Genomic DNA, 23,715 nt, shown 5'->3' with positions numbered 1-23,715 from the left:
TCACTATGCGGAATATCTCCCTGTTAATATTCCGCTATTTATTAAATCCGCTTTTCGTTGAAATCAAGACAGACAATATCCAAAGAGGGCACCACTGGCGCATTAAGGTTAAGCCAGGCCAGCAACCGTTCAATACTCTGTCCTCTGAGCGAATTTTTGGGCCAGACAAGGTAGTAACCGTCCCCTGTTGCTATCGCCTCCCTGAAGGGCAGCGCGAGAAGGCCGCTTTTCAACGCGTCGAGCGTGAGCCGGAGATCGGCCATCGCTACACCGTGTCCGTGCATGGCCGCAAGGCTTCCCTGCTCCAGGGTGTCGAACACGATCCCACCGCTCATGTCGAGGCCGGGGAATAAGCCCGTCCTTTTCAGCCAGCGCTTCCAGTCCCGTCTGTCCGGTGAGGGATGAATAAGATCGCACTCTGGAAGCTGATGCCGGGCAGGCTCCAGCAAAGACGGCGTACAAACCGGAATAAGCCATTCGCTGAACAGCAGCCGGCTCTCCGTTGACTCGCCAAAATAGCCGTTCCCGAGGAGGATCGCACAATCGTAGGGCTCGCGGCTGAAGTCAACGGTGTCGAAGTCCATCCAGACGCTGGCGATTTCGATTTTCGGCTTCGCGTGGTTCTCGCGAAAGGATTTAAGCACATCCAGAAGCCATCGCATCGTCAGCGAGCTGGGCGCTTTGAGGCGCAGAAGGTGGTTTTCACTTTTGAATGCGCGACAGGCCCACTCAATAGTCGAGAAACTTTCGCTAAGCTGCCCGGCCAGAATACGCCCGGCATCGCTGACCTCTACTTTCGGACCCTGGCGTTTAAACAGCTCGCAGTCGAACCACATTTCAAGCGTCTGGACATGTCTGCTGACTGCCCCCGGCGTGATATTCAGGACTTCAGCCGCTTTGCTAAAGGAGTTCAGACGTGCGGCAACTTCGAACGCGCGCAGTGCATACAGTGGCGGTAAAGACATACGTTCCCTTTTTGTCAGGTGTAATCATGCAGTTTTTGTATTATCGGCACTCGGTGACGTTTCACCCCATTCCTCAGCCGGAAACGTCAGCAGCAGCCCTCTGAGCAGAGACTCAAGCTGCGCGCGCTGCGCCTCAGAGAGGTTTCTCAGCAGCGCATTTTGCGTTTCCGTGTGCACGAGCAGCGCCTGTTCGATACGAGCCTGCCCGTGCGGCGTCAGGCTGACGAGCGAGCTGCGCTTGTCATCAGGATCGGCAATCCGCCTGATAAGGCCTTGTTGTTCAAGATGGTTGAGCCGGTTCGTCATCGCCCCTGATGTGATCAACAGGGATGTATACAGCTGCGTGGGCGAAAGGCAGTACGGCTCCCCGGCGCGGCGCAGCGTGGCGAGGACGTCAAACTCGCCCTCGCGAAAGCCAAACGGCGCCATGGCCTGCGCGCGTTCTTTTCCCAGGTGCTTCATCAGCCTGAGCATTCGGCCAAAAATTTTCATCGACGAGACGTCCAGCTCAGGCATGGCGCTGCTCCACTGGCCGACAACGAAGTCTACATGGTCTTTCATCTTCACCCCGGATAGCGTGGGAATTTATCGAGTTGTGCGGTACATCTTACACAAAAACAGATTTTATCTTAACGTTAAGATAAATGCTCGCGGCAATTTGCCTGGGCCATTCACAACCGAAAAGGATGCCATGTTGAAACGTACATCACCGTTACTCTTCGCCGTTATCGCTTTTATCGTCGGGCTGAACCTGCGCCCCATTCTGGCCTCGGTCGGCCCTCTTTTCTCCGTGCTGCAGCGCGAAGCGGGCCTGACCGCGACGCAATTCAGCCTGCTGACTACCCTGCCGGTGGCGATGATGGGACTGGCTGCCCTGTGTGGCCCCTGGCTTTTAGCCAGGATCGGTGCCGTCAGGGGAATTATGCTCGGGCTGTTCATCCTGCTGGTAGCCTGTTCATTACGCGGTTTCAGCACCTCGCTGGCGGGTTTGATGGGTACCGCGTTACTGGGTGGGGCCAGCATCGGCACGATCCAGGCGTTAATGCCTGCCCTGATAAAAAAGGCGTATATGCAAACGGCCAGCACGATCATGTCGCTATTCAGCACGGGCATTATGGCCGGTGCGGCAGTCGCCGAGCCGCTGTTTTCATGGCTCTCGCTCAAGCCCGCGCTGGCTATGGCAGGCGTGCTCGCGCTGCTGGCGCTGATGCTGTGGTTACCCCTGGTTAAACAGCCTCAAGGGGAACAAACAGCACATGAACCCGTTACGCTCTCTACCTCCCGGACTGGACTCCTTCTGCTCTTTTTTGGCGTGGGGACGGGTGCCTACACGCTGGTCTTAGCCTGGCTGCCCCCGCTCTATATTCAGGCAGGATGGTCAGCACGCAGCAGCGGCTATATGCTGGCCTGGCTGACCTTAACCGAGGTGGCCGCCGGGTTTGCCGTCTCCGCGCTGATCGGTAAATTCCCCGACCGCCGTGTTCCGCTGATAACTGTACTGTTACTGCTGCTGGCGGGATTACTGTGTCTGGTCTTTGCGCCGGGCACCACGCCGGTCTTATCAACCTTGCTGCTTGGCATCGGTATCGGCGCCCTCTTCCCGCTGTCGCTTATCGTCACGTTCGATCATGCGCGAACGCCCGCGCAGGCCGGGAAGTTACTGTCTAAAGTTCAGGGCGGAGGATATATGATCGCCGCGCTCATGCCGTTAGTTGCAGGGATCGTTCGCGACAGTTCGGTCTCGCTGACCAGCGCCTGGCTGGTGATGAGTGCAGGAGTTGTGCTGTTGATCGTTATCGCGTTCACTTTCAAACCCACCGTGAACGTGCAGGCGCGGTGAATGCGATACCATAATTGAGAGTCGTATTTAAGACGGCTCTACGCTAAATTCCATCATTTCAGGCTATTAAGGAGTGGATATGTCGCAGACGTTACCGGGAATTGATGTCATCTTCGTCGCCGGGTTCGGGCCCATTTCACAGGATACAGCGTCCAGCACCGCGTTTTATATCCAGACTCTCGGACTGCCGCTGAAGCCGATGGAGGGCAATGCCGATTATCTGCTCACTGAAGAGGGACGCTTACCGGGCGTGAAGCATTTTGCCGTCTGGCCGCTGTCACAGGCGGCAACGTCCTGTTTTGGTGAAGCGCAGTGGCCCGTGGAGCATCCGATACCGCAGGGATGGATTGAATACGAGGTGCAGGATCTCGATTCCGCTACCCGTGTTTTGAGTGAAAAAGGCTATCGGTTGTTAGTCGCCAACCGCACGGAACCGTGGGGGCAAACCGTCACTCGCCTGCTCAGCCCGGAAGGTTTGCTGACCGGTCTGACGATTACGCCGTGGCTGCGTGGATAGAGGATGTTATAAGGTGCTGGCTTATATCACGATAGGGACAAATGACTTTCAGCGCGCCGTGAACTTTTATGACGCTATTTTTAACGTGCTGGGCTATTCACGTCTACCCGCCTGGACTGATAGCTGGGCAATGTGGGGAAACGAACATCATCCGGATGACGAATTTAGCTTCTGCATTTGTCCTCCTTTTGACCAGCAACCCGCGACGGCGGGAAACGGGACAATGTTCGCATTCAGAGCAGATAACGCGGAAATTGTCAGACGTTTCCATGCAGCGGGCCTCCGTGCGGGAGGAAAGGATGAAGGCGTGCCCGGTACACGAACCGCCTACGGCCCCGATTTTTATGTTGCCTATCTGCGCGATCCTGACGGGCATAAACTGGCATGCGTTTACCGGAATTACTCACCTGATGCGGATACGCTCTCAGGAGAGGAAGAGTCACGTCACTAATAAAGTTTTAAAGTATGGTCCGCTTTTAGCGAAGAGCGGACCTAAAGAACTTGTGTCAAACATCTGACGATTGATCCCCCACCAGGTTTCAAAAGGACCGGTAGACACCCCGTCTCCTGCGGAGAGATCACTTCAGCTCCAGCATGCTTATCACATGGGCAATATCCGCGATATCACCAGCTGACAATGGTTGCAGAGGTCGAGGCAGGCAATCCATGTCGGTAAGCCCAAGCACACCAGCAGCAGCGGCAATAACGCGAATACTTCCCCCATGTTTCCGGAAGAGCGACCACAACGGCTCGAGGCGGGTTGTCAGGGCTGTAACGCGTTGATGATCGTTTGCCGCCGCAGCTTCGGTGATTTGTTTCGCCATCTCAGGGAACAGACCGCCACACACGGAATACCACACTTCACAACCGGCGTTTAATCCCAGCCCCGCATAAGCGTCGCCACTAATACCGATTGTTACGCCAGGGCGCAAATGTTGACGTAACGCATTCACCCGCTCAATCGCTGCAGCGGGGCTATCCGGGACGCCAGGGATCTTGACCGAGCGAACCCCCTCAAGTGAGGAGAGACGACCGTGGAGTTCATCCGTAAAGGTAAAATGCGTAGTGCCCGGATTATCATAGATACACACCGGTACAGAAACGTGCCGGGTAACGGTCTCAAAGAGTGAGAAGACTTCTTCGTCACGGAGTGGCTGGTAACTGACCGCCGGGAGTAACAGCGCATTCGCACCAGCTGCCTGTGCATCATCTGCCAGATGCAGAATGGCATCGGTACTGACCGCTCCCACACACACCATAACGGGGATGTTCCCTGCATGCTGTTTTGCCAGCGTTGCTACGCGCTTGCGCTGCTCCCGGGTCAGATAGGCGTAGCTTCCGGTTGACCCCAGGATGCCCATAGAATCAACCCGAGCGTCTGTAAGACGGGAAAGAATATGGCTGAAACCCTTTTCATCCACGCCGCTGGCAGTGACTGGGGTTAATGGAAACGCCGACAAACCGGTAAACATAACTGTTTCTCCTGAAGGGTATTACTGCTGTTGTTCTTCGATGAGAGCAACTTCAAACCACAGACCGGGCATCATTTTTTCCAGGCCGTCGGTCAGCATCTTCCCGGCTTCGTGAAGTCTATCCAGCGGCATCTGCGGGAGACTCTCCAGAATGAACCACATTTCCTGAGCTTCCACGCCTAAGCGGGTTCTGATCCCCTGTCGCCAGTTCCAGCGACGGCAGGTCACGCCGATATCATCACACCAGATAACCTCGCCTTGTGAAGGATACTCAACGGTGGCCTCTCCCTCTTTGACGGTATCAAAAGGCTCTGTTCCTTTTGCCACAGTCAGACGCGGCGCCCCCTGATAGGCAGAGAGATTCTCTCCACCAACCGGAACGGCATAGCGGAGACTAACGGCATTATAAAGATCAACGATAGGATCGAGCGCTGGCATCGTTCCGTCACGTAACACGCGCTTGCGTAACGCATCCGCTGAGCAAGGAGTGCGTTTAGGTTTAGCACCAAACTTTTGAAAAACGTCGGCCCATGCCGCCAGATGAGAGTCCGCCCACTCTGGTTCACCGGCCAGAACGGCTTCACAGGCTTCACGCAGCGCCATTTCTCCAGTGTCGGGATTAAGCACTGGCGCAGCTTTTACGCAGATGCTGAGTGCCCGAAAACCGGGAGCAATACGATAAATTTCAGGGGCAATTGACGGCGATACTGTTAGCACGTGATAATCCTGTAATGACCAATTTATTCCATGATAATGACCAATGACCAAAAAAGTCAATTTAATGACCGATGCAAATTCGATCGCCAGTTCCGTGAATGAAGCCGTATCGCAGCGAATAAAACTGTATCGTAAGCAAAAGAAAATCTCCCTTGATGAACTCTCGCGTCGGGCAGGCGTCAGCAAGGGAGCGCTGGTTGAGATAGAGGGATGCCGGGCGAATCCCAGCATTGCCCTGCTATGCCGCCTGGCTGCCGCAATGGGGGTTTCAGTGGCTGATTTTGTGGATGTCAGTTCAAAACCGACCGTGCATCTCATCGCTGAAGATGAGATCCCTGAATTGTGGGAAGGTGAAAAAGGCGGGAGAGCAAGATTGCTAGCAGGGTCGGGTGGCCCTGATATGACCGAGCTCTGGATGTGGGAAATGCAGCCGGGGGAAAAGTTTGCGTCCCCCGGCCACACGGAAGGTACGCTTGAACTGTTTTATGTGCAGTCGGGCACGCTCACACTCGGCGTACAGGAACACGTGTATCGGGTAAATACTGGCTGTTCGGCAACCGCCAGAACGGACGTTCCTCATTTCTATGAAAACCAGGGGGAGAACCCGCTGGTATTTATCATGACAGTACATGAAAAAGCATCCTGAGCATTCCCCGGATAGAGGACAGCCCTGTGCCTCATCACAAGTAGCCCAAAAGGAGGAGTTCGGTGAATAATCAGCATCTGCGTTTTACCAAAGACAAATTTATTGTCACAACCGATCCCAGCTTTTTTCAGCTGGAAGCCATTCACGATTACCTCTCGCAATCGTCCTGGGCTCCTGGTATTGATGCTGAAACGGTCAGGATATCAATCCAGAACAGCCTTTGTTTCGCGCTCCTGGATGGAACAAGACAAATCGGCTTCGCCCGTCTGGTCACAGACTATGCCACTTTTGGTTATTTGTGTGACGTCTACGTGCTGAACGATTATCAGAAAAGTGGTCTTGGACGTTGGCTGATTGAATGCTGTCATGCCCATCCATTGTTGTCACGTCTGCGACGGATAATGCTGGTAACCGACAGCGCGCCATGGTTATACCAGAAGCTGGGGTATAACCCATTGAACCGACCAGATTTTGTCTGGCAAATCAATCGACCCGATATTTATCGTAACCCCGGGCAAAAATAAAAGTACTTTTCAGAGAGTAATGATAAATGTGAATCCGCAGGGCCTGTCACTCTGATGCAGAAGAATTTGCTCTTTTAGCCGAACGAATCTTACGACATCCGCTTCTGGCACTGAGCGGATATGCTAACTGAGCTAAAGGTCCGCTGTGAGTGAGAAGCAAACATCTTAAGTAGGTTGTTCTTTTATGCTACTACCTCTATGTAGCCATGTTATATGGCTACATTTATGCAGAAGTAAGGATTAGTCTTTTCCCGGCCCATAATTAAATTTTGTCCCTTTGCCAATGGCGTAAAACTGTCCGCCAGCAACGTAATGGACAGTACGTAATTCATCTGGTGCATCATCAAAAATCCAGTGCCCATTTTTGAAAACGCGGTCATCACTCCATGCTCCGACAATTTCCCCCATGAACAAGTTGTGCTGCTTTTCATTTTCTTCATTGGGTATGACCTTACATACTAACCAGCCAGCGCAACCTTCCACTAAAGGCAGATCAAACTCTTTCTGATAAAATAGTGGGATTTTACTATTTTTATCGGGTGTGTTGGAATAACTGTGACCTCCAGCATATAAAACCATTTCCATCTGATTTACTACTGGGATCTGTACAACGTAATATCCGCTTTTTTCTACAAGCCCGCGAGTAAATGCCTGTGGACCTATAAAAGCCATCACTTTGTTATTGCCTACTAATCCCACCCAGGCCGCTGCCATGACATTTTCAATGCCATCATTTTTAGCCGATATCATCGTCGTTGGCCCGACCTGTAATAAACGATAGGCTTTGTTTAACTCTACTGGTTGAATTGACATAGTTTACTCTTTTGAGTTCTGATAAAAAGTAAGACAGGTTACTTATTTGATTGTTCTATTATATGGCTGGAATAGTTGCAAATTAATTGCTATTATCAAAATACATTATTGCAGATTTCACAATAATCATGGACAAACTTGACGCTCTAAAATTTTTTATCATCGCCTCTGAGACCTTGAACTTCCGCGAAGCAGCCATCAAGCTGTCGGTTTCACCATCAGTAGTAACCCGAACAGTCGCTGAGCTGGAGAAACAACTTGGTGAACCTTTATTCAAACGCAATACTCGTTCGATCTTTCTCACTAGTTTCGGCGAACTATTTTTACCCCAAGCGAAGCGACTGCTTGAAGATTCTGAAAAACTATTTCAGACAGGGAAAGATGATAATGACATGAAGGGTATTGTTCGTATCACATTACTTCGATTTCCAAATCATGAACAAATCTTGTATGAACTATTGACTGCACTACGTCCCTATCCTGAGTTATTTATCGACTGGCGTTTAGATATGATGAAACTTGATACTATTGAGCATCGTATCGATATAGGTATACGCGTAGGGCGAGAACCTAATCCAAACTTTATCATTAAAAATATCGGACAAGTTGAACATATTTTGGTTACATCCCCTGAACTTATTGAGCGACTGGGAGCACCTACTGATTTAGAAGATCTTCGACAGCGTTATCCATTTAGTGGTTTAATTAATCCTGAAACGGGAAAATCATTTGAGTTTATGAGTGACGCAGTAAATACTTTTGTCCCTCGTCATATTGAGTTTTATACTACAGATCCATATGCCGAAATTCAGGCTGCATTGGCCGGGAGAACGGTTGTACAGTCCAGCGACTTTATCTGTAGGGAGTACTTAGCAAGCGGCCAACTTGTTCCCCCATTGCCAGAACTGCGACAGGAGAAATGGCAATTTTATTTATATCGGCCTTACCAGCTGATTACTCCCAAAAGGGTGACGGTCGTTTTCTCGTTATTAGAAAAAATATTACGCAAATATTTCGCATCAAAATAACATTCTCCTCGACGTCCGCATCTGGCACAGAGCGGACATCAGAATATCGGCTATCCCCGACAAACAGATGGCTCTGGCGACAAAAACACTCACCTTCCCAGTGCCGCAACAATTGCCCCCTCCATTTTCTCGGGCGTAGTCATCGGTGCAAAGCGCTTGAGGGGTTTACCGTCACGCCCGACAAGGAACTTGGTAAAGTTCCACTTGATCCGCCCACCCAGCACGCCGGGCAATTCGTCTTTCAGATAACGAAAAATCGGATGTGCTGCGGCACCGTTGACCTCGACTTTCTCGAACATGGGAAAGCTGACGCCGTAGTTAATGTAACAGGTCTTTGAGATGTCGTCGGCACCGCCAGGTTCCTGCTTACCGAACTGGTTGCAGGGGAAGCCAAGCACCACCAGCCCTTGATCGGCGTATTTTTTAAACAGTGCTTCAAGACCCGCATACTGGGGCGTAAAGCCGCACTGGCTGGCCGTATTAACAACCAGAACCACCTTACCCGCATAGCCGGCCATAGAGATCGGTCGGCCATCAAGGCTGGTAGCGGTAAACTCCTAAAAGCGCGTCATCTGTGTGGTCCCTGTTCTGCTAAATCGAGAGGTGGATACAAAAATACGAAGTTCAGGACTGACATTCCAGATCTTCGCGAGTGGGCCCCTGAAAGTAGACGGTACCAATGTGGCAGCTACGGGGCTGAGTGAGCACAAAACGCACCATTTCCCAGACAGATCGTCCATTCATTAAGCGCTCCCCCATTCGTGAGCGATCGTCGACAAGCGCGTCTAACCCGGTAAGTTCAAAATCGGGTGGATACAAGCCGGTCACCCTTATATTTTCCCGGGACAATTGTTTTGACAGTTTGGTGATAAAGCCGCTCATTCCATGTTTGCTGGCAAAAAAAGCGGGATGGGCAATGGAATCTGTAAAGTTCGGAATACCGCATGCGGATATAATCGCAATGATGTCTGCGCCGTCTGAACGTCGCAATCCTGAAAGCAGCGCCTGGGTGAGCAGGATTGAACCTGTCAGGCCTGAACTGACGGTATTGACGATTTCTGCGCTCGATTGTTCGTCTATAGTCCCTGACAGCCACTGAGCAGCATTCAGTAGTAAAATATCGATTGGTCTGTCTGAATGTAAGACCTGCGAAGAGAACTGAGAAACGGATTCTGGCTGGGCTAAATCGCAGAGATACCCTCTTGCCACACCCCCTTCAGCCGCGATGAGGGCGCAGGTTTTTTCTATATCCTCTACCCGACGGGCGCTAAAATCCACGTCAACGCCCTCTCGCGCCAGCCAGACGCACAGCGCCTGACCAAATCCCCCGCCGCCACCCGTGATAACAGCGCGTTTTCCTCTCAGCATAACTCTGCTTCCTTTATCGTGATGAGTCTGTGTCGGAGGATTTATAGCATGGCGAGGCGGGGTAACATCTTCCCGTTAGTGCCGTGGCGCGAACTTCCCGTCCTACACCGCCGACTTCGGCCGTAAATTCTCGTCAAACGTCAGCCTCTTGCGTTCAGGCTCAACCTCGCGCAGTGGCTCTACCTGATGCATCGTCAGCTTGCAGCGCTCCACCAGTACCTGATATTCCCGCGTGCCCTGCTGCTTCCAGGCCAGCTCCTGCTCGCTCAGCTCACGGATCGCCCTGGCCGGGCTGCCGATGATCAAATGGTTGGCGGGCATCTCCGCTTTGGCCTTCACGAACGCCGCCGCGCCGACGATGCTGTTTTCACCAATGACCGCCCCGTCCATCACCACCGCGTTCATGCCCACCAGCGCATTGCGGCGGATCACGCAGCCGTGAAGAATGGCGCTGTGGCCGATGTGCCCGTCCTCTTCCACCACCGTGTCCTGCTCCGGGAAACCGTGCATCACGCAGTTATCCTGAATGTTCGCCCCGTCTTTCACCACGATACGGCCAAAATCACCGCGCAGGCTGGCATTGGGACCGACGTAAACGCCTTTGCCCAGAATCACGTCACCAATGAGCACCGCTGTGGGATGAACGTAGCTCTCGTCCGGCACGACCGGCGTCAGGCCATCAATTTGATAAACAGGCATCTTCCCTCCTTATGCGCTTGTAAGACCACCAAAGCGTTGATAGTAGAGCGTGCCGGGCACGGGCAGTTCGCCGACAGAGGTTTCGCCCTTCTCGCTGACAAACGCCAGCGCCCCCGGCGCGACACGCTGATAGATATTAATGCAGAGCTGTCGGGCGCTTTGTCCCGCCCAGTGCGCAGGCAGTAACTCTTCCGGCAGCAGCGGGTCCTTCAGCACCACGCGACGATAAAAGTGAATCAGCAGCAGCTGGATCTGGAAGCAGCGTTCCGGCGTCAGCTCCTCTGGCGCGGCCTCTTTCAGCAGCGGCAGCAGCGGCCGGAACGAGCTGATAAACGACTCGTACATCGCGTTTTGCTCGGTTAACTGCCAGCACTCTTCTACGCGTGAACGCAGCGCGGCGCGCGAGAGCGCCAGCGGCGAGTGGGCTTCAAAGAAAATCACGTTTTCCGCCACGCCGGCATCGTGAAGCAGGGACTGCACGTCCGCCAGATGCTGTGACGGCGAGGCCATCAGGCTCGGCGCCAGCGTGCCAAACCCCTGCCAGATCAGCTGCTTTTTAACGTCGGCCAGGGTGGTTTTATCCAGCCCCTCGGAGAGCAGCAATAACCATTTACCGTCCCAGGCGGGCAGTTCCGCGCGGTAGATCTTATTCTCCGCGCGACGCGTCAGGCGCAGCCCCTTATCGCTCAGGCGGTAAAAGCTGCGTCGCCCGATGCGCGAGACGTCCAGCCAGCCCTCTTTGTTGAGGCGAAACAGCGCGGTACGCACGAACCGTTCGCCAAACCCCATGCCTTCCAGTAAGGCAGCCAGGCTGCCGAGCCAAATCTCACCGCCGCGATGGGAAAGCGCGTCACCGTATAACGAGGAGATAAGCGAAGTCCCGCTGACGGGAACAGAGCTGACCGCGTGCTGGATAAAGGCGTCGAGTTTATTCATGTGATTCATTCTGTTGTTATTTTTGTCCTGGATGAATCATAGCATAGGATTCTGAGATAGCCCCTCACCCTGGCCCTCTCCCCTGAGGGGAGAGGGAAAAAGGCCGCACCGAGCAGTCCCTTCTCCCCTCAGGGGAGAAGGTTAGGATGAGGGGTAAGGTGTTTTAACCGTTGGCCGCAACTTTACGCAGGTCAAACACCCGGCAGGCTTTGCCCTCTGAGCGCGGGATGCTGCCGCAGTTCACGATCGTCACGTCGGTGGAAATCCCCACCATCGACTTAATACGGTGGCGCAGCTGGTGGCACACCTGGCAACGCTGCTCGTGCGTCAGCATCAGGCTGCTCTCTTTCAGCTCCACCTTCACAGAAAGTGAATCAAGATGTCCGCGACGGTTCACCTCAAGCTGGTAGTGCGGAGAAAGGTGTTCGAACTTCACTATTTCCTCTTCCAGCTGTGACGGGAAGACATTGACGCCGCGAATGATCAGCATATCGTCGCTGCGGCCGCTGATGCGGTCCATACGGCGCATGCTGCGCGCGGTTGCCGGGAGCAGACGCGTCAGGTCGCGGGTGCGGTAGCGGATCACCGGCAGCGCCTCTTTGGTCAGCGTGGTGAACAGCAGTTCGCCCTGCTGGCCGTCATCCAGCGGCGTGCCGTCGTTCGGGTTGACGATCTCAGGGTAGAAATGATCTTCCCAGATGGTCGGGCCGTCGACGGTTTCGATACACTCCATCGCCACGCCCGGCCCCATCACTTCGGAGAGGCCATAGATATCCAGCGCCGTAATGCCTAAGCGTTTTTCAATTTCTCGACGCATGGCCTGCGTCCACGGCTCGGCGCCGAAGACGCCCACGCGCAGGGAACAGCCGCTGGCATCGCCGCCCATCTGGCGCTCCAGCTCTTCAATCAGGTTGAGGCAGTAGGACGGCGTCACCATGATCATGTCCGGCTGGAAATCACGGATCAGCTGCGCCTGTTTCTCCGTCTGGCCACCGGACATCGGGATCACCGTCGCGCCTAAACGCTCCGCCCCGTAGTGCGCCCCCAGCCCGCCGGTAAACAGACCATAGCCATACGCCACGTGAATTTTGTCCTTCGCGCTGCCGCCCGCCGCGCGCAGGGAGCGCGCCACCAGGTTGGCCCAGTTGTCGATGTCACCCTGCGTGTAGCCGACAACCGTCGGTTTGCCGGTGGTGCCGGATGACGCGTGAATGCGCACCACCTGCTCCATCGGCACGGCGAAGGTATCGAACGGATAGTTATCCCGCAGATCCTGCTTGGTGGTGCACGGGAACTTACGGATATCCGCCAGCTCTTTGAAATCGTCAGGATGAACGCCCGCAGCATCAAACTTGCGTTTGTACATCGGCACGTTGTTATAGGCGTGATGCAGCGTCCATTTCAGACGCGCGGTTTGTAGCGCCTGTAACTCGTCAAGGGAGGCCGTTTCAATCGGATCAAGCTTTGTTGTATTTGTCATTGTAGGGTACTCACATTGTTTTTATGCTCAAACACGCTCAAGGATCATGGCAATGCCCTGACCCACACCGATGCACATCGTACACAGCGCGTAGCGCCCGCTGCGTCGGTGCAGTTCGTTACTCGCGGCCAGCGCCAGCCTGGCGCCGCTCATGCCCAGCGGGTGGCCCAGCGCAATCGCGCCACCGTTCGGGTTGACGTGCGCGGCATCATCCGGCAGGCCCAGCTGACGCAGCACGCCCAACGCCTGCGCGGCGAAAGCTTCGTTAAGCTCAATGACGTCCATATCGTGAATACTGAGTCCGGCGCGCTCCAGCACCCTGCGGGTGGCCGGTACCGGGCCGAGCCCCATCAGACGTGGCTCCACGCCCGCCGTCGCCATCGCCACGATCCGCGTGCGAGGAACTACCCCCTGCGCCAGCGCCATCTTCTCGCTGGCGACAATCAGCGCCGCCGCGCCGTCGTTAACCCCGGAGGCATTTCCGGCCGTGACCACCCCGTTCTTACGGAACGGCGTTTTCAGCCCGGCAAGCTGTTCGAGCGTGGTGTCCGCGCGCGGATGTTCATCCACGCTGAACTCCGTGATCGCCCCTTTTTTACCCGGCACCGGCACCGGGACGATCTCCTGCGCCAGAACGCCGTTCTGCTGCGCCTGCGCGGTACGCTGCTGGCTGCGCAGCGCGAAGGCGTCCTGATCGGCACGGCTGATATTTAACAATTCAGCTACATTCTCTGCCGTTTCCGGCATACTGTCAGTTCCGAATTGCTGATGCATGAGCGGATTCACAAATCGCCAGCCGATGGTGGTATCGAAGATCTCCGCCTGTCGCTGAAACGCCGCGGTGGCTTTGCCCATCACAAACGGCGCGCGGGACATCGACTCCACGCCGCCCGCGATCAGCAGGTCGCCGTCGCCCGCCTTGATGGTGCGCGCGGCAAAACCAATCGCGTCCAGCCCGGAACCGCACAGGCGGTTGATCGTCGTGCCGGAGACCGTCTGCGGCAGACCGGCCAGCAGCGACGACATGCGCGCCACGTTGCGGTTATCTTCCCCCGCCTGGTTGGCGCAGCCGAAAATCACGTCGTCAATCCGCTCCAGGTCGAGCTGCGGGTAGCGGGCCAGCAGCGCGCGCAGCGGCACGGCACCGAGATCGTCAGTTCGGACTGCGGAAAGCGCGCCGCCGTAGCGGCCCACGGGGGTTCGAACGCCATCACAAATAAATGCGTCACGCATCAGGCCTCTCCTGTCACGCTGCCGCCGATGCGGTGAGATTTTCCGCGAAAAAGGGCGACGGTTTTCTGTTGTTGGTTTTGGATTTCAATGTCATACACGCCGGTCAGCTTGCCCTGATGCTTCACCCGCGCGGTGGCGGTGAGCGTGTCCCCAGCGAAGCCCGGACGCAGAAAGTCAATCGAGCAGCCGGAGGCTACCGCCGCCAGCCCCTGGCTGTTGCAGGCGTAGGCAAAAGCGGTGTCCGCCAGCGAAAACAGCTGGCCGCCGTGGCAGGTTTTATGGCCGTTCAGCATCTGCGGGGTGATGGTCATGGTCACTACCGCGTAGCCCTCGTCCATCTCGACAATGTCCATCCCCATCGCCTGCGCGCAGGCGTCCCGTTCGTACATGGTGCGGGCGTTATGCCAGGCGTTATGACTCATAGCTACTCTCCAGAAGCGCGCGCTGGCGCAGCAGTGAACAGGGGCGATAGCGCTCTTCGCCGTAATGACGCTGCAGGTTCTCCAGCAGCGTCAGCAGGCGCTGCCAGCCCAGACGCTCGCCCCAGGCGATCGGCCCGCTCGGGTAGTTCACGCCCAGACGCATGGCCGTGTCGATGTCCTTCTCGCTGGCGACCCCTTTTTGCAGGGCATCCAGCGCCTCGTTGGCAATCATCGCCAGCGTCCGCCAGATCAGCAGGCCGGGATAATCGGCAATTTGCACCACCCGGTGTCCCTGCTGCTGCAGGTAGCGAATGGCTTTTTGCGTCGCGGTATGCGGGTTACTGGCGGCAGCGGCAATGACCGCCACGTCACGCTCAATGCGGTCGACCACCACCACCGGGCCGTTGAGCCGCAGCGCCAGCGCCTGCGCGGTCTCGCCCTGCGTTTCAACCAGATAGACATCATCTATTTCCGTGACACCGTCACGTCTTTTTTCCACGCGCATCGGGCTATAGCTGTCGTTCACCGACTCAACCCACTGCACGTCAGGTTTTTCACCCTGCCAGTCGTACACGCCCTTCCCGCTCTTTTTGCCCAGCCTTCCTGCCAGCACCAGTTCCTGCTGAACCAGCGAAGGCAGAAAACGACGTTCCTGCCAGAAGGCGTTAAATACCGAACAGGTCACCGCAAAGTTGACGTCCTGACCAATCATGTCGGTCAGCTCCAGCGGCCCCATCGGGAAGCCGCCGCCCTCACGCAGGGCGGCGTCAATCACCTCCGGCGGAGCGACCTGTTCTTCCAGCGCGCGCCAGGCTTCGGAATAGAACGGACGCGCGACGCGGTTGACGATGAACCCCGGCGTTGACTGGCAGCGAACGGGCTGTTTGCCCCAGTTCAGCGCCAGCTCGCACAGCGCGTCGGCCACTTCCGGGGAGGTCGCCAGCCCGCTGACCACCTCCACCAGCTTCATGACCGGCGCCGGGTTAAAGAAGTGCAGGCCTGCGACGCGTTCCGGGTGGTGGACGTCCGCCGCTATCGCCGTGACGGAGATGGAAGAGGTATTGCTGGTCAGCACCGTCTGCGGCGGGCAGATCTCCGCCAACTGCGCAAACAACGCCTTTTTCACCTCCAGCCGCTCGGAGGCCGCTTCAATCACCAGATCGGCCGCGGAAAGCGCGTCGATATCGGTGACGGGAACCAGCCGGGCAAGGATTTGGCTCCCGGCATCGGCGGAGAGCTTTCCGCGCGTTACACGGGAGGCAAGACGCTGGCGGATCCCGTCGATGGCACGTGATATCGCATCGCTGGAGATGTCGTAGATCAGAACCTGATGACCATGGCTGGCGGCGACTTCGGCAATCCCTGCGCCCATCGTGCCACTGCCGATCACGGCGACAGTCCGTATGTTCAGCATCTTATTTCCCCGTAAAGTTCGGCGCGCGCTTCGCGAGGAAGGCGCTGACGCCCTCGCGGTAGTCGTCGCTGCGCCCGGCCAGGCGCTGATAGTCGCGCTCGAGATCGAGCTGAGCGTCCAGAGTATTAGTTTCCGCGGCGTTGATCGCCTGCTTGATCAGCCCCAGGCCGAAGGTCGGCTGAGACGCAAAATGCAGGGCCATCTGCTGTGCCGTGGTGGAGAGCTGCTCGTCATCGACCACCTGCCAGATCATGCCCCACGCCTGCGCCTGTTCAGCGCTGAGTTTGTCACCGAGCAAAGCCAGCCCCATGGCGCGGGCGCGTCCGGCCACGCGCGGCAGCAGCCAGGTGCCGCCGCAGTCTGGCACCAGGCCAAGCTTGCTGAATGCCATCACGAAGTTGGCCGAACGGGCGGCAATCACCATGTCGCACCCGAGCGCCAGCGTGGCGCCCGCGCCCGCCGCCACGCCATTAACGGCACAGATGACCGGCTTCGGCAGCTTTGCCAGGCGGCGCACCAGCGGGTTGTAGAAGGTTTCAACGGACATGCCCAGATCCGGCGCCGGGCCGTTGGGGTCGACGTTGCGGTCATTCAGGTCCTGACCGGCACAGAAACCACGTCCTGCGCCGGTGAGCAGCAGGCAGCGAACGGTGTCATCGCGCTCGGCCTGTTTCAGGCACTCAGCCAGTTGCTGGTGCATCACGTCGTTAAAGCTGTTCAGACGCTCCGGACGGTTCAGCGTAATGGTCATCACGCCCTGTTCTACATGACTGAGAATAAATTCCACAATTAGCGTCCTTTAAAGTCGGGGGTGCGTTTTTGTAAGAAGGCGTCGATGCCTTCCCGGCGGTCTTCAGTGGCGGAAAGCAGCGTAAACAGCTGGCGCTCCTGGGCCAGACCGGCCTGGAGCGGCACCTCCTGTGACTGCCGCAGCGCCTGTTTGGCCGCCTGCAGCGCCAGCGGCGAGTGGCGCGCCATCAGGGCCGCCTGCTTCAGGGCATACTCCAGCGTCAGCGCCGCCGGGAAAACATCGCTCACCAGCCCGGCGTTCAGCGCCTGCTCGGCGGAAATGCTCTCGCCGGTCAGCACCATTTTGCTGGCGAGCGATTTCCCGACGCTGCGGATAAGACGCTGGGTGCCGCCCGCGCCGGGCATGATGCCGAGCGTGATTTCCGGCAGGCCGAAACGGGCGTTGTCACCGGCAATCACCACGTCGCACAGCAGCGCCAGCTCGCAGCCCGCGCCCAGCGCGAAACCGTTCACGGCGGCGATCAGCGGTTTGCTGAACGCGTTAATGCGTGCCCACAGCTGCGGGCGAATATCGTTCAGGGTGGCAGGCAGGTCTTTTTCCGCCATTTCGTTGAGATCGGCCCCGGCGGCAAAGCAGCGCTCGCTGCCGTAAATCACGCAGACGGCAATGTCAGCATCCACGGCGGCGGCCTCAAGCTGTTCCGCAAGCTGGGTTAACAGCGCGTTGTTGAGGGCGTTGCGCGCCGCCGGACGGTTGAGCGTCAGCTGCAGCACGCGGCCATGACGGGTAACAGTTAGCTCGCTCATGCCATCCCCTTCGCGTCGAAGTCGACGACCACGTCGGCGGTTAACGGTAATGACTGGCAGCTCAGCACATACCCGGCGGCCAGCTCGTCCGGCTCCAGGCTGTAGTTGGTCGCCATGTCCACCTTCCCGCGCAGCACTTTGCATTTGCAGGTGGCGCAGACGCCGCCCTTGCAGGCATACGGCAGATCTGCCCCCTGACGCAGGGCGGCATCAAGAATGCTTTCGTCATCCGCCGTCAGGGTAATTTCACGGTCGCGCCCGTCCTGGCGAACGGTCACTTTCTGTCCGCCCGCCTGCACGTGCGCCGCGCGCTTAACGGTGATTCCGGAGGTGTTAAAGCGCTCAAGGTGAATGGATTTGTCCGGCATCCCCAGCGCCTTCAGCGTGGCCTCCGCGTCATCCATCATTGCGGACGGGCCGCAGATAAAGGCCTCGTCATACTGGCGGAAGTTGATCAGGGTTTTCGCCAGCGCTTGCAGTTTTTCCCCGTCGATGCGGCCAAAGAGCAGATCACTGTCCAGCCGCTCCTGACTGAAGATGGAGACCAGTTGCAGCCGCTGAGGGTATTTGTCCTTCAGGTCCGCCAGCGCCTGGCGGAACATCATGCTCTGGCTGCTGCGGTTGCCGTAGATCAGGGTGAAATGGCTGTTGGGTTCAGTCGCAAGCGTCGCGGAGATAATCGCCAGCATCGGGGTGATCCCGGAGCCTGCCGCAATCGCCAGGTAGTGGCCTTCGCGTTCGGCCTGTGGCTGGTAGCCAAACTGCCCCTGAGGAACCATCACCTCCAGCGCCATGCCCGCTTTGATCTCATCCCGGGCATAGCGGGAAAAGCGCCCGCCGTCGATGGCTTTGACTGCCACGCTGATTTCGCCCGGGGCGGTACTCCGGCAGATGGAGTAGCAGCGGCGCAGCTCGTCTCCGCCAAGCGTCGTTTTTAACGTCAGGTGCTGGCCGGGACGAAAGCGGTAGGCCTCCTGCAGCGCCTGCGGCACTGCAAAGGTAATGGTCACCGCGTCGCGGGTTTCGGGTTCCACTTTTGCCACTGTTAATGAATGAAACGTTGTCATGGCAGCCTCAAATACATTTGAAATAGTCGAAGGGCTCACGGCAGGAATTGCAGCGGTAGAGCGCTTTGCAGGCCGTCGAGCCAAATTCACTGATAAGCGAAGTGTCGGTGCTGGCGCAGCGCGGACAGCTCACCTCCACCGGCGCGTGCGCGTGACAGCTATGCCCCACCGGCGGACTGATGCCGTACGCCCGCAGGCGCTCACGCGCGTCGGGGGTCATCCAGTCGGTGGTCCAGGCGGGTTCTAGCTGGAGCACAATGTGCACCGGAGTAAAGCCGTGCGCGGCCATCGCCTCGCGGATCGCCCCCAGCAGATGTTCCGTCGCCGGACAGCCCGAGTAGGTCGGCGTAAAGCCAATGACCCAGCCTTCCCCCTGCGCCTTCACGCTGCGCACCATGCCTAAATCGGTGATGGTTAACACCGGCACTTCCGGGTCCGGGATCTGGCTGAGCAGCGCCCAGATCTGCGGTATTTGCGCGGGCGCGATGTCGACGAGGCGTTGCATAGCGTTCTCCTTTACCACTGCTGACCGGGATACGCGCGCTGGAGATACTGCATTTCCGCCAGCATCGGGCCCAGATGTTCGGTATGCAGCCCCTGCTTGCCCCCGGTGCGGTACGCCACCTCGGCGGGCACCTGCAGGCAGGCTTCATTCAGACCGGCAAAGACTTCGCTTTCCCACGGCTGACGCAGGAGGCGCGGGTCAACCGCCACGCCGGACTCAATCAGCTCCCGTTCGACGTCATCGGCTTCAAACAGCTCGGCCGTAAAACGCCACAGGTTGTCGATGGCCTGCTGCATTTTTTGCGCGGACGTTTCGGTCCCGTCGCCCAGACGCACCAGCCAGCCGCGGCTGAAGCGCAGGTGGTAGCGCGCCTCTTTAATCGCTTTGGCGGCAATGGCGGCAAGCTGGCCGTCGCGGCTTTGGATCAGGCGTTCATACAGCGCCACGTTCCAGGCATCCATCAGGTACTGGCGGGCAATCGTGTCGGCGAAGCTGCCGTTCGGCTGCTCCACCAGCAGGACATTGCTGAACTGGCGCTCGTCGCGGCCAAACGCCAGCGTGTCTTCATCGCCCTGGCCTTCCCGCTGCGCGGCATAGGTCAGGAAATTGCGCGCCTGTCCCAACAGATCGAGGCCGATATTGGCGAGCGCGAGGTCGATTTCCAGCTCCGGCGCGTGGCCGCACCAGGCGCCGAGACGCTGGGAGAGCACCAGACCGTTGTCGCCCAGACGCAGGGCATAGGCAGTCACTGAATTCATTCTTTGCCTCACATGTGCTCGATGCCGTCAGGGATGGTGTAGAACGTCGGATGGCGGTAAACCTTGCTTTCCGCCGGGTCGAAGAACTCGCCGCGCTCTTCCGGCTGGGAGGCGACAATCTCGCTCGCCTTAACCACCCAGATAGAACAGCCTTCGCTGCGGCGGGTGTAGGCATCACGTGCATTTTCCAGCGCCATGCGATCGTCGGCGGCATGCAGACTGCCCACGTGACGGTGGGATAACCCTTGTTTGCTGCGTACGAACACTTCGTACAGCGGCCAGTAGACATTGCTCATCGTGATTCCTCTTAAGCCACTTTGCGGGCGTGTTGTTTTTCGGCGTGCGCCAGTGCGGCTTCCCGCACCCACGCCCCCTCTTCCCAGGCTTTACGTTTGGCGGCCAGGCGTTCGTGGTTGCAGATGCCGCGCCCGTTAATGACCTCGTCAAACTCGTGCCAGTCAATCTCGCCGAAGCGATAATGACCGCTCTCTTCATCCAAACGCAGGTCGGGATCGGGCACCGTCATGCCCAGCATCTCTACCTGCGGCACCGTGTTGTCGACAAAGCGCTGGCGCAGCTCGTCGTTGCCGAAGCGTTTGATTTTCCACGCCAGGCTGCGGGCGCTGTTCGGCGAATTGTCGTCGTTCGGCCCGAACATCATCAGCGCCGGCCACCAGAAGCGGTTGATGGCGTCCTGCAGCATCTGGCGCTGGGCTTCACTGCCCTGCGCCAGCGCCATGCAGGCTTCAAAGCCCTGACGCTGGTGGAAGCTCTCTTCTTTACAGATTTTCACCATCGCGCGGGCATACGGACCGTAGGAGGTTCGGCACAGCGCCACCTGGTTGACGATGGCCGCGCCGTCCACCAGCCAGCCGATCACGCCGATATCGGCCCAGCTCAGGGTCGGATAGTTGAAGATGGAGGAGTATTTCATCTTGCCGTCGAGCATCTTCTGGTAGATGTCTTCCCGTGCGCAGCCCAGCGTTTCCGCCGCGCTGTAGAGGTAAAGCCCGTGTCCGGCTTCGTCCTGCACCTTCGCCAGCAGGATCGCTTTTCGGCGCAGCGTCGGGGCGCGGGTGATCCAGTTCCCTTCCGGCAGCATGCCGACAATTTCGGAGTGCGCATGCTGGCCAATCTGGCGGATCAACGTCTTACGATAGGCGTCAGGCATCCAGTCCTGAGGCTCAATCGCCGTCTCCTGCGCTATGCGCTGCTCAAACCGTTGTTCTTGCGTCACGTCATCACCTTATGATTCGTTAGTTTGCAAATTAAAGCGTAATGTTGAATCACTTTGTTTTTTAAAAGTTACACAAAGGTTAAATATAACCCCAAGAATTGTTTCCTGATTATGTGACATTGCTCGCAAGGCTTTTACCAATGGCGCGCTGAAGAGCGTTCTGGCGCGCCGCGTTTCATCAGAGCGGATCACAATGTTAACAATTCATTAAAACTCAGCTTGATTTTTATGATTCATGATCAAACTATTAATGGGTAAATTACGTAACATTTGGAGATAAGCGATGCAGCAGTTAGCCAGCTTCTTATCCGGTACCTGGCAGTCTGGCCGGGGCCGCGAACGCACTATTCATCACGCCATCAATGGCGAAGCGCTGTGGAGCGTGACCAGCGAAGGGCTGGACATGGCGGCCGCCCGTCGCTATGCGATTGAGCGCGGCGGCGAAGCGCTTCACGAGATGACCTTTATCGAACGCGCGGCCATGCTGAAGGCTGTGGCAAAGCACCTGCTTAGCGAGAAAGAGACGTTTTATGCCCTGTCCGCCCAGACCGGGGCGACAAAATCAGACAGCTGGGTCGATATCGAAGGCGGGATCGGCACCCTCTTCACTTACGCAAGCCTGGGCAGCCGCGAGCTGCCGGATGACACCGTGTGGCCGGAAGACGAGCTGATCCCGCTGTCAAAAGAAGGCGGCTTTGCCGCGCGTCACGTCCTGACCTCCAAATCCGGGGTGGCGGTGCACATCAACGCCTTTAACTTCCCCTGCTGGGGAATGCTTGAAAAACTGGCCCCGACCTGGCTTGCCGGCATGCCCGCCATCATCAAACCCGCCACCGCCACCGCACAGGTGACGCAGGCGATGGTGAAATCCATCGTCGACAGCGGGCTGGTGCCGGACGGCGCCATCAGCCTGATCTGCGGCGGCGCGGGGGATCTGCTCGACCAGCTCGACAGTCAGGACGTAGTGACCTTTACCGGCTCCGCCAGCACCGGGCAAAGCCTGCGCGTGCACCCGAATATTGTGGCGAATGCCATTCCGTTCACGATGGAAGCCGACTCCCTGAACTGCTGCGTGCTGGGGGAAGACGTCACGCCGGAGCAGCCGGAATTTGCCCTGTTCATTCGGGAAGTGGTGCGCGAGATGACCGCCAAAGCCGGGCAGAAATGTACGGCCATTCGCCGCATTATCGTCCCGCAGAGCCAGATTGACGCCGTGAGCCAGGCGCTGGTTGCCCGGCTGGAAAAGGTGGTGGTGGGCGATCCGGCGCAGGAAGGGGTAAAGATGGGCGCGCTGGTCAACGCCGAACAGCGTGCGGACGTGCAGGAGAAAGTGGATCAACTGATCGCCGCAGGCTGCCAGGTCCGCCTGGGTGGCAAAGCGGATTTGCAGGCCGCTGGCGCGTTCTACCCGCCGACCCTGCTGTTCTGCCCGCAGCCGGATGAAACTCCGGCTGTGCACTCAACCGAAGCTTTTGGCCCGGTTGCGACGCTGATGCCGTATCGCCACGCGCGCCACGCAATGCAGCTTGCCCGCGCGGGCGGCGGCAGCCTGGCGGGCACGCTGGTTACCGCAGACCTGGACATTGCCCGCCAGTTTATTACCGGTGCGGCGCGCGCCCACGGGCGTATTCAGATCCTCAACGAGGAAGCCTCGAAAGAGTCCACCGGCCACGGTTCCCCGCTGCCACAGCTGGTGCACGGCGGCCCGGGCCGCGCGGGCGGCGGCGAAGAGCTGGGCGGCCTGCGTGCGGTGAAGCACTACCTGCAGCGCACCGCCATTCAGGGCAGCCCGACGATGCTGGCGGCTATTGGCAAACAGTGGGTGCGTGGCGCAGCGGTGCAGGAAGATCGTGTGCATCCGTTCCGCAAATACTTTGAGGAGCTACAGCCGGGCGACAGCCTGCTGACGCCGCGCCGCACCCTGACGGAAGCGGACATCGTGAACTTTGCCTGCCTGAGCGGCGACCACTTCTACGCCCATATGGACAAGATTGGCGCGGCAGAGTCGATCTTTGGCGAGCGCGTAGTGCACGGCTACTTCCTGATTTCTGCCGCAGCAGGGCTGTTTGTTGATGCGGGCGTCGGGCCGGTGATCGCCAACTACGGCATGGAAAACCTGCGCTTTATCGAGCCGGTTAAACCGGGCGATACCATTCAGGTGCGTCTGACCTGCAAGCGTAAAACGCTGAAGAAACAGCGCACCGCCGAGGAAAAACCAACCGGCGTGGTGGAATGGGCGGTTGAGATTTTCAACCAGCACCAGCAGGCCGTGGCGCTCTACTCCATCCTGACGCTGGTGGCGCGCCAGCAGGGGGATTTCTGACACCTTCCCTTCACCGCCTTTCCTGCCGGGTGGCGCGATGCTTACCCGGCCTACCACGACCAGCCGGGGTGTGACATCGCCCCGCTCTTTTTTTAACCTGGCAAGACTGGCAAATAATCTGGCAGATGCAGGCAAACGCTTTTCTCAGGCGCCTGTCAGGATAAGGCTGTCACAACACAATAAACACAACAAGA

General features: G+C 57.6%; 26 protein-coding genes and 1 pseudogene. 7 read left to right on the top strand and 20 right to left on the bottom strand.

Translation table 11 applies throughout. From position 1 onward, the window contains the following. Positions 1–41: 41 nt before the first annotated feature. Both V1572_RS13225 and V1572_RS13220 read right to left on the bottom strand, forming a co-directional pair. Entirely contained in the window at positions 42–965 is a 924-nt protein-coding gene (locus V1572_RS13225; protein WP_395299193.1) for a LysR substrate-binding domain-containing protein, read from the bottom strand. A 24-nt stretch (positions 966–989) separates the two neighbouring features. Beyond that, positions 990–1,526 carry a MarR family winged helix-turn-helix transcriptional regulator gene (locus V1572_RS13220; protein WP_126534461.1) on the bottom strand — a complete coding sequence of 179 codons (537 nt, stop codon included), beginning with the start codon at positions 1,524–1,526 and terminating at the stop codon, positions 990–992. A gap of 130 nt (positions 1,527–1,656) precedes the next feature. On the opposite strand from V1572_RS13220, the gene V1572_RS13215 reads away from it, so the two are divergent. From V1572_RS13215 to V1572_RS13205, 3 genes are all read left to right on the top strand, one after another. Continuing rightward, positions 1,657–2,805, top strand: a complete 1,149-nt coding sequence (locus tag V1572_RS13215) for an MFS transporter (protein ID WP_395299192.1) — start codon at positions 1,657–1,659, stop codon at positions 2,803–2,805. Between the two features lie 79 nt (positions 2,806–2,884). Next, complete coding sequence (locus V1572_RS13210; RefSeq protein ID WP_395299191.1) at positions 2,885–3,322, top strand: VOC family protein; 438 nt, start codon at positions 2,885–2,887, stop codon at positions 3,320–3,322. 13 nt (positions 3,323–3,335) lie between these two features. Continuing rightward, entirely contained in the window at positions 3,336–3,773 is a 438-nt protein-coding gene (locus V1572_RS13205) for a VOC family protein (RefSeq protein WP_325841432.1), read from the top strand. Positions 3,774–3,900: 127 nt separating this feature from the next. On the opposite strand, the gene V1572_RS13200 is transcribed toward V1572_RS13205, so the two are convergent. Further along, positions 3,901–4,794 carry a dihydrodipicolinate synthase family protein gene (locus V1572_RS13200; RefSeq protein ID WP_104948653.1) on the bottom strand — a complete coding sequence of 298 codons (894 nt, stop codon included), beginning with the start codon at positions 4,792–4,794 and terminating at the stop codon, positions 3,901–3,903. A 21-nt stretch (positions 4,795–4,815) separates the two neighbouring features. Further along, positions 4,816–5,511 carry a B3/4 domain-containing protein gene (locus V1572_RS13195; protein ID WP_045910441.1) on the bottom strand — a complete coding sequence of 232 codons (696 nt, stop codon included), beginning with the start codon at positions 5,509–5,511 and terminating at the stop codon, positions 4,816–4,818. Positions 5,512–5,554: 43 nt separating this feature from the next. Between V1572_RS13195 and V1572_RS13190 the strand changes: the two genes are divergently transcribed. After that, positions 5,555–6,157, top strand: coding sequence for a helix-turn-helix domain-containing protein (locus tag V1572_RS13190; protein WP_045910440.1), 603 nt, complete (start codon positions 5,555–5,557; stop codon positions 6,155–6,157). A gap of 62 nt (positions 6,158–6,219) precedes the next feature. Then, positions 6,220–6,681: a GNAT family N-acetyltransferase gene (locus V1572_RS13185; RefSeq protein ID WP_008502363.1), complete on the top strand. Its 462-nt coding sequence runs from the start codon at positions 6,220–6,222 to the stop codon at positions 6,679–6,681. Positions 6,682–6,921: 240 nt separating this feature from the next. Here V1572_RS13185 and V1572_RS13180 read toward each other — a convergent pair whose 3' ends face one another. Beyond that, positions 6,922–7,494: a flavin reductase family protein gene (locus V1572_RS13180; RefSeq protein ID WP_126534456.1), complete on the bottom strand. Its 573-nt coding sequence runs from the start codon at positions 7,492–7,494 to the stop codon at positions 6,922–6,924. 128 nt (positions 7,495–7,622) lie between these two features. On the opposite strand from V1572_RS13180, the gene V1572_RS13175 reads away from it, so the two are divergent. Continuing rightward, positions 7,623–8,522: a LysR family transcriptional regulator gene (locus V1572_RS13175; protein ID WP_045910623.1), complete on the top strand. Its 900-nt coding sequence runs from the start codon at positions 7,623–7,625 to the stop codon at positions 8,520–8,522. Positions 8,523–8,611: 89 nt separating this feature from the next. Here V1572_RS13175 and V1572_RS13170 read toward each other — a convergent pair. The 15 genes and pseudogenes from V1572_RS13170 to paaA form a co-directional block, all read right to left on the bottom strand. Beyond that, positions 8,612–9,094, bottom strand: a pseudogene (locus tag V1572_RS13170) (glutathione peroxidase). A gap of 52 nt (positions 9,095–9,146) precedes the next feature. Continuing rightward, on the bottom strand, positions 9,147–9,890 hold the full coding sequence (locus V1572_RS13165) for an SDR family oxidoreductase (protein ID WP_196364637.1): 744 nt from the start codon (positions 9,888–9,890) through the stop codon (positions 9,147–9,149). A 102-nt stretch (positions 9,891–9,992) separates the two neighbouring features. Next, complete coding sequence (paaY, locus tag V1572_RS13160; protein WP_039025627.1) at positions 9,993–10,589, bottom strand: phenylacetic acid degradation protein PaaY; 597 nt, start codon at positions 10,587–10,589, stop codon at positions 9,993–9,995. Positions 10,590–10,598: 9 nt separating this feature from the next. Then, positions 10,599–11,534: a phenylacetic acid degradation operon negative regulatory protein PaaX gene (gene paaX, locus V1572_RS13155; RefSeq protein WP_028016008.1), complete on the bottom strand. Its 936-nt coding sequence runs from the start codon at positions 11,532–11,534 to the stop codon at positions 10,599–10,601. Between the two features lie 154 nt (positions 11,535–11,688). Continuing rightward, a complete protein-coding gene (paaK, locus tag V1572_RS13150; protein WP_395299190.1) occupies positions 11,689–13,005 on the bottom strand; it encodes a phenylacetate--CoA ligase PaaK in 1,317 nt (438 codons plus the stop codon). Positions 13,006–13,032: 27 nt separating this feature from the next. Then, positions 13,033–14,238, bottom strand: a complete 1,206-nt coding sequence (gene pcaF, locus V1572_RS13145; RefSeq protein WP_126534454.1) for a 3-oxoadipyl-CoA thiolase — start codon at positions 14,236–14,238, stop codon at positions 13,033–13,035. After that, positions 14,238–14,660, bottom strand: a complete 423-nt coding sequence (paaI, locus tag V1572_RS13140) for a hydroxyphenylacetyl-CoA thioesterase PaaI (protein ID WP_008502373.1) — start codon at positions 14,658–14,660, stop codon at positions 14,238–14,240. The genes pcaF and paaI overlap by 1 nt, the downstream gene beginning before the upstream one ends. Then, positions 14,650–16,074, bottom strand: coding sequence for a 3-hydroxyacyl-CoA dehydrogenase PaaH (gene paaH / locus V1572_RS13135; RefSeq protein ID WP_126534453.1), 1,425 nt, complete (start codon positions 16,072–16,074; stop codon positions 14,650–14,652). Before paaH ends, paaI begins: the two co-directional genes overlap by 11 nt. 1 nt (position 16,075) lies before the next feature. Beyond that, the gene (gene paaG / locus V1572_RS13130) at positions 16,076–16,864 is read right to left on the bottom strand and encodes a 2-(1,2-epoxy-1,2-dihydrophenyl)acetyl-CoA isomerase PaaG (protein WP_086374926.1); all 789 of its coding nucleotides are present in this window, start codon (positions 16,862–16,864) and stop codon (positions 16,076–16,078) included. Then, a complete protein-coding gene (paaF, locus tag V1572_RS13125; protein WP_395299189.1) occupies positions 16,864–17,631 on the bottom strand; it encodes a 2,3-dehydroadipyl-CoA hydratase PaaF in 768 nt (255 codons plus the stop codon). Before paaF ends, paaG begins: the two co-directional genes overlap by 1 nt. Beyond that, positions 17,628–18,698 carry a 1,2-phenylacetyl-CoA epoxidase subunit PaaE gene (gene paaE / locus V1572_RS13120; RefSeq protein ID WP_395299188.1) on the bottom strand — a complete coding sequence of 357 codons (1,071 nt, stop codon included), beginning with the start codon at positions 18,696–18,698 and terminating at the stop codon, positions 17,628–17,630. Before paaE ends, paaF begins: the two co-directional genes overlap by 4 nt. A 7-nt stretch (positions 18,699–18,705) precedes the next feature. Further along, on the bottom strand, positions 18,706–19,203 hold the full coding sequence (gene paaD / locus V1572_RS13115; protein ID WP_395299187.1) for a 1,2-phenylacetyl-CoA epoxidase subunit PaaD: 498 nt from the start codon (positions 19,201–19,203) through the stop codon (positions 18,706–18,708). A gap of 11 nt (positions 19,204–19,214) precedes the next feature. Continuing rightward, positions 19,215–19,961 (bottom strand): 1,2-phenylacetyl-CoA epoxidase subunit PaaC, encoded by a 747-nt coding sequence (paaC, locus tag V1572_RS13110; protein ID WP_126534451.1) that lies wholly within the window; start codon positions 19,959–19,961, stop codon positions 19,215–19,217. A gap of 8 nt (positions 19,962–19,969) precedes the next feature. Then, complete coding sequence (paaB, locus tag V1572_RS13105) at positions 19,970–20,257, bottom strand: 1,2-phenylacetyl-CoA epoxidase subunit PaaB (RefSeq protein WP_008502380.1); 288 nt, start codon at positions 20,255–20,257, stop codon at positions 19,970–19,972. Positions 20,258–20,268: 11 nt separating this feature from the next. Next, the gene (gene paaA / locus V1572_RS13100; protein ID WP_126534450.1) at positions 20,269–21,198 is read right to left on the bottom strand and encodes a 1,2-phenylacetyl-CoA epoxidase subunit PaaA; all 930 of its coding nucleotides are present in this window, start codon (positions 21,196–21,198) and stop codon (positions 20,269–20,271) included. Positions 21,199–21,481: 283 nt separating this feature from the next. Between paaA and paaZ the strand changes: the two genes are divergently transcribed. Then, positions 21,482–23,521: a phenylacetic acid degradation bifunctional protein PaaZ gene (gene paaZ, locus V1572_RS13095; RefSeq protein WP_395299186.1), complete on the top strand. Its 2,040-nt coding sequence runs from the start codon at positions 21,482–21,484 to the stop codon at positions 23,519–23,521. Positions 23,522–23,715 lie beyond the last annotated feature (194 nt).

The organism is Enterobacter quasiroggenkampii (assembly GCF_043972695.1).
In the GTDB taxonomy this organism is placed as follows: domain Bacteria; phylum Pseudomonadota; class Gammaproteobacteria; order Enterobacterales; family Enterobacteriaceae; genus Enterobacter; species Enterobacter quasiroggenkampii.
Note: the sequence above shows the minus strand (reverse complement) of the source record. Positions and strands in the feature narration are given on the sequence as shown.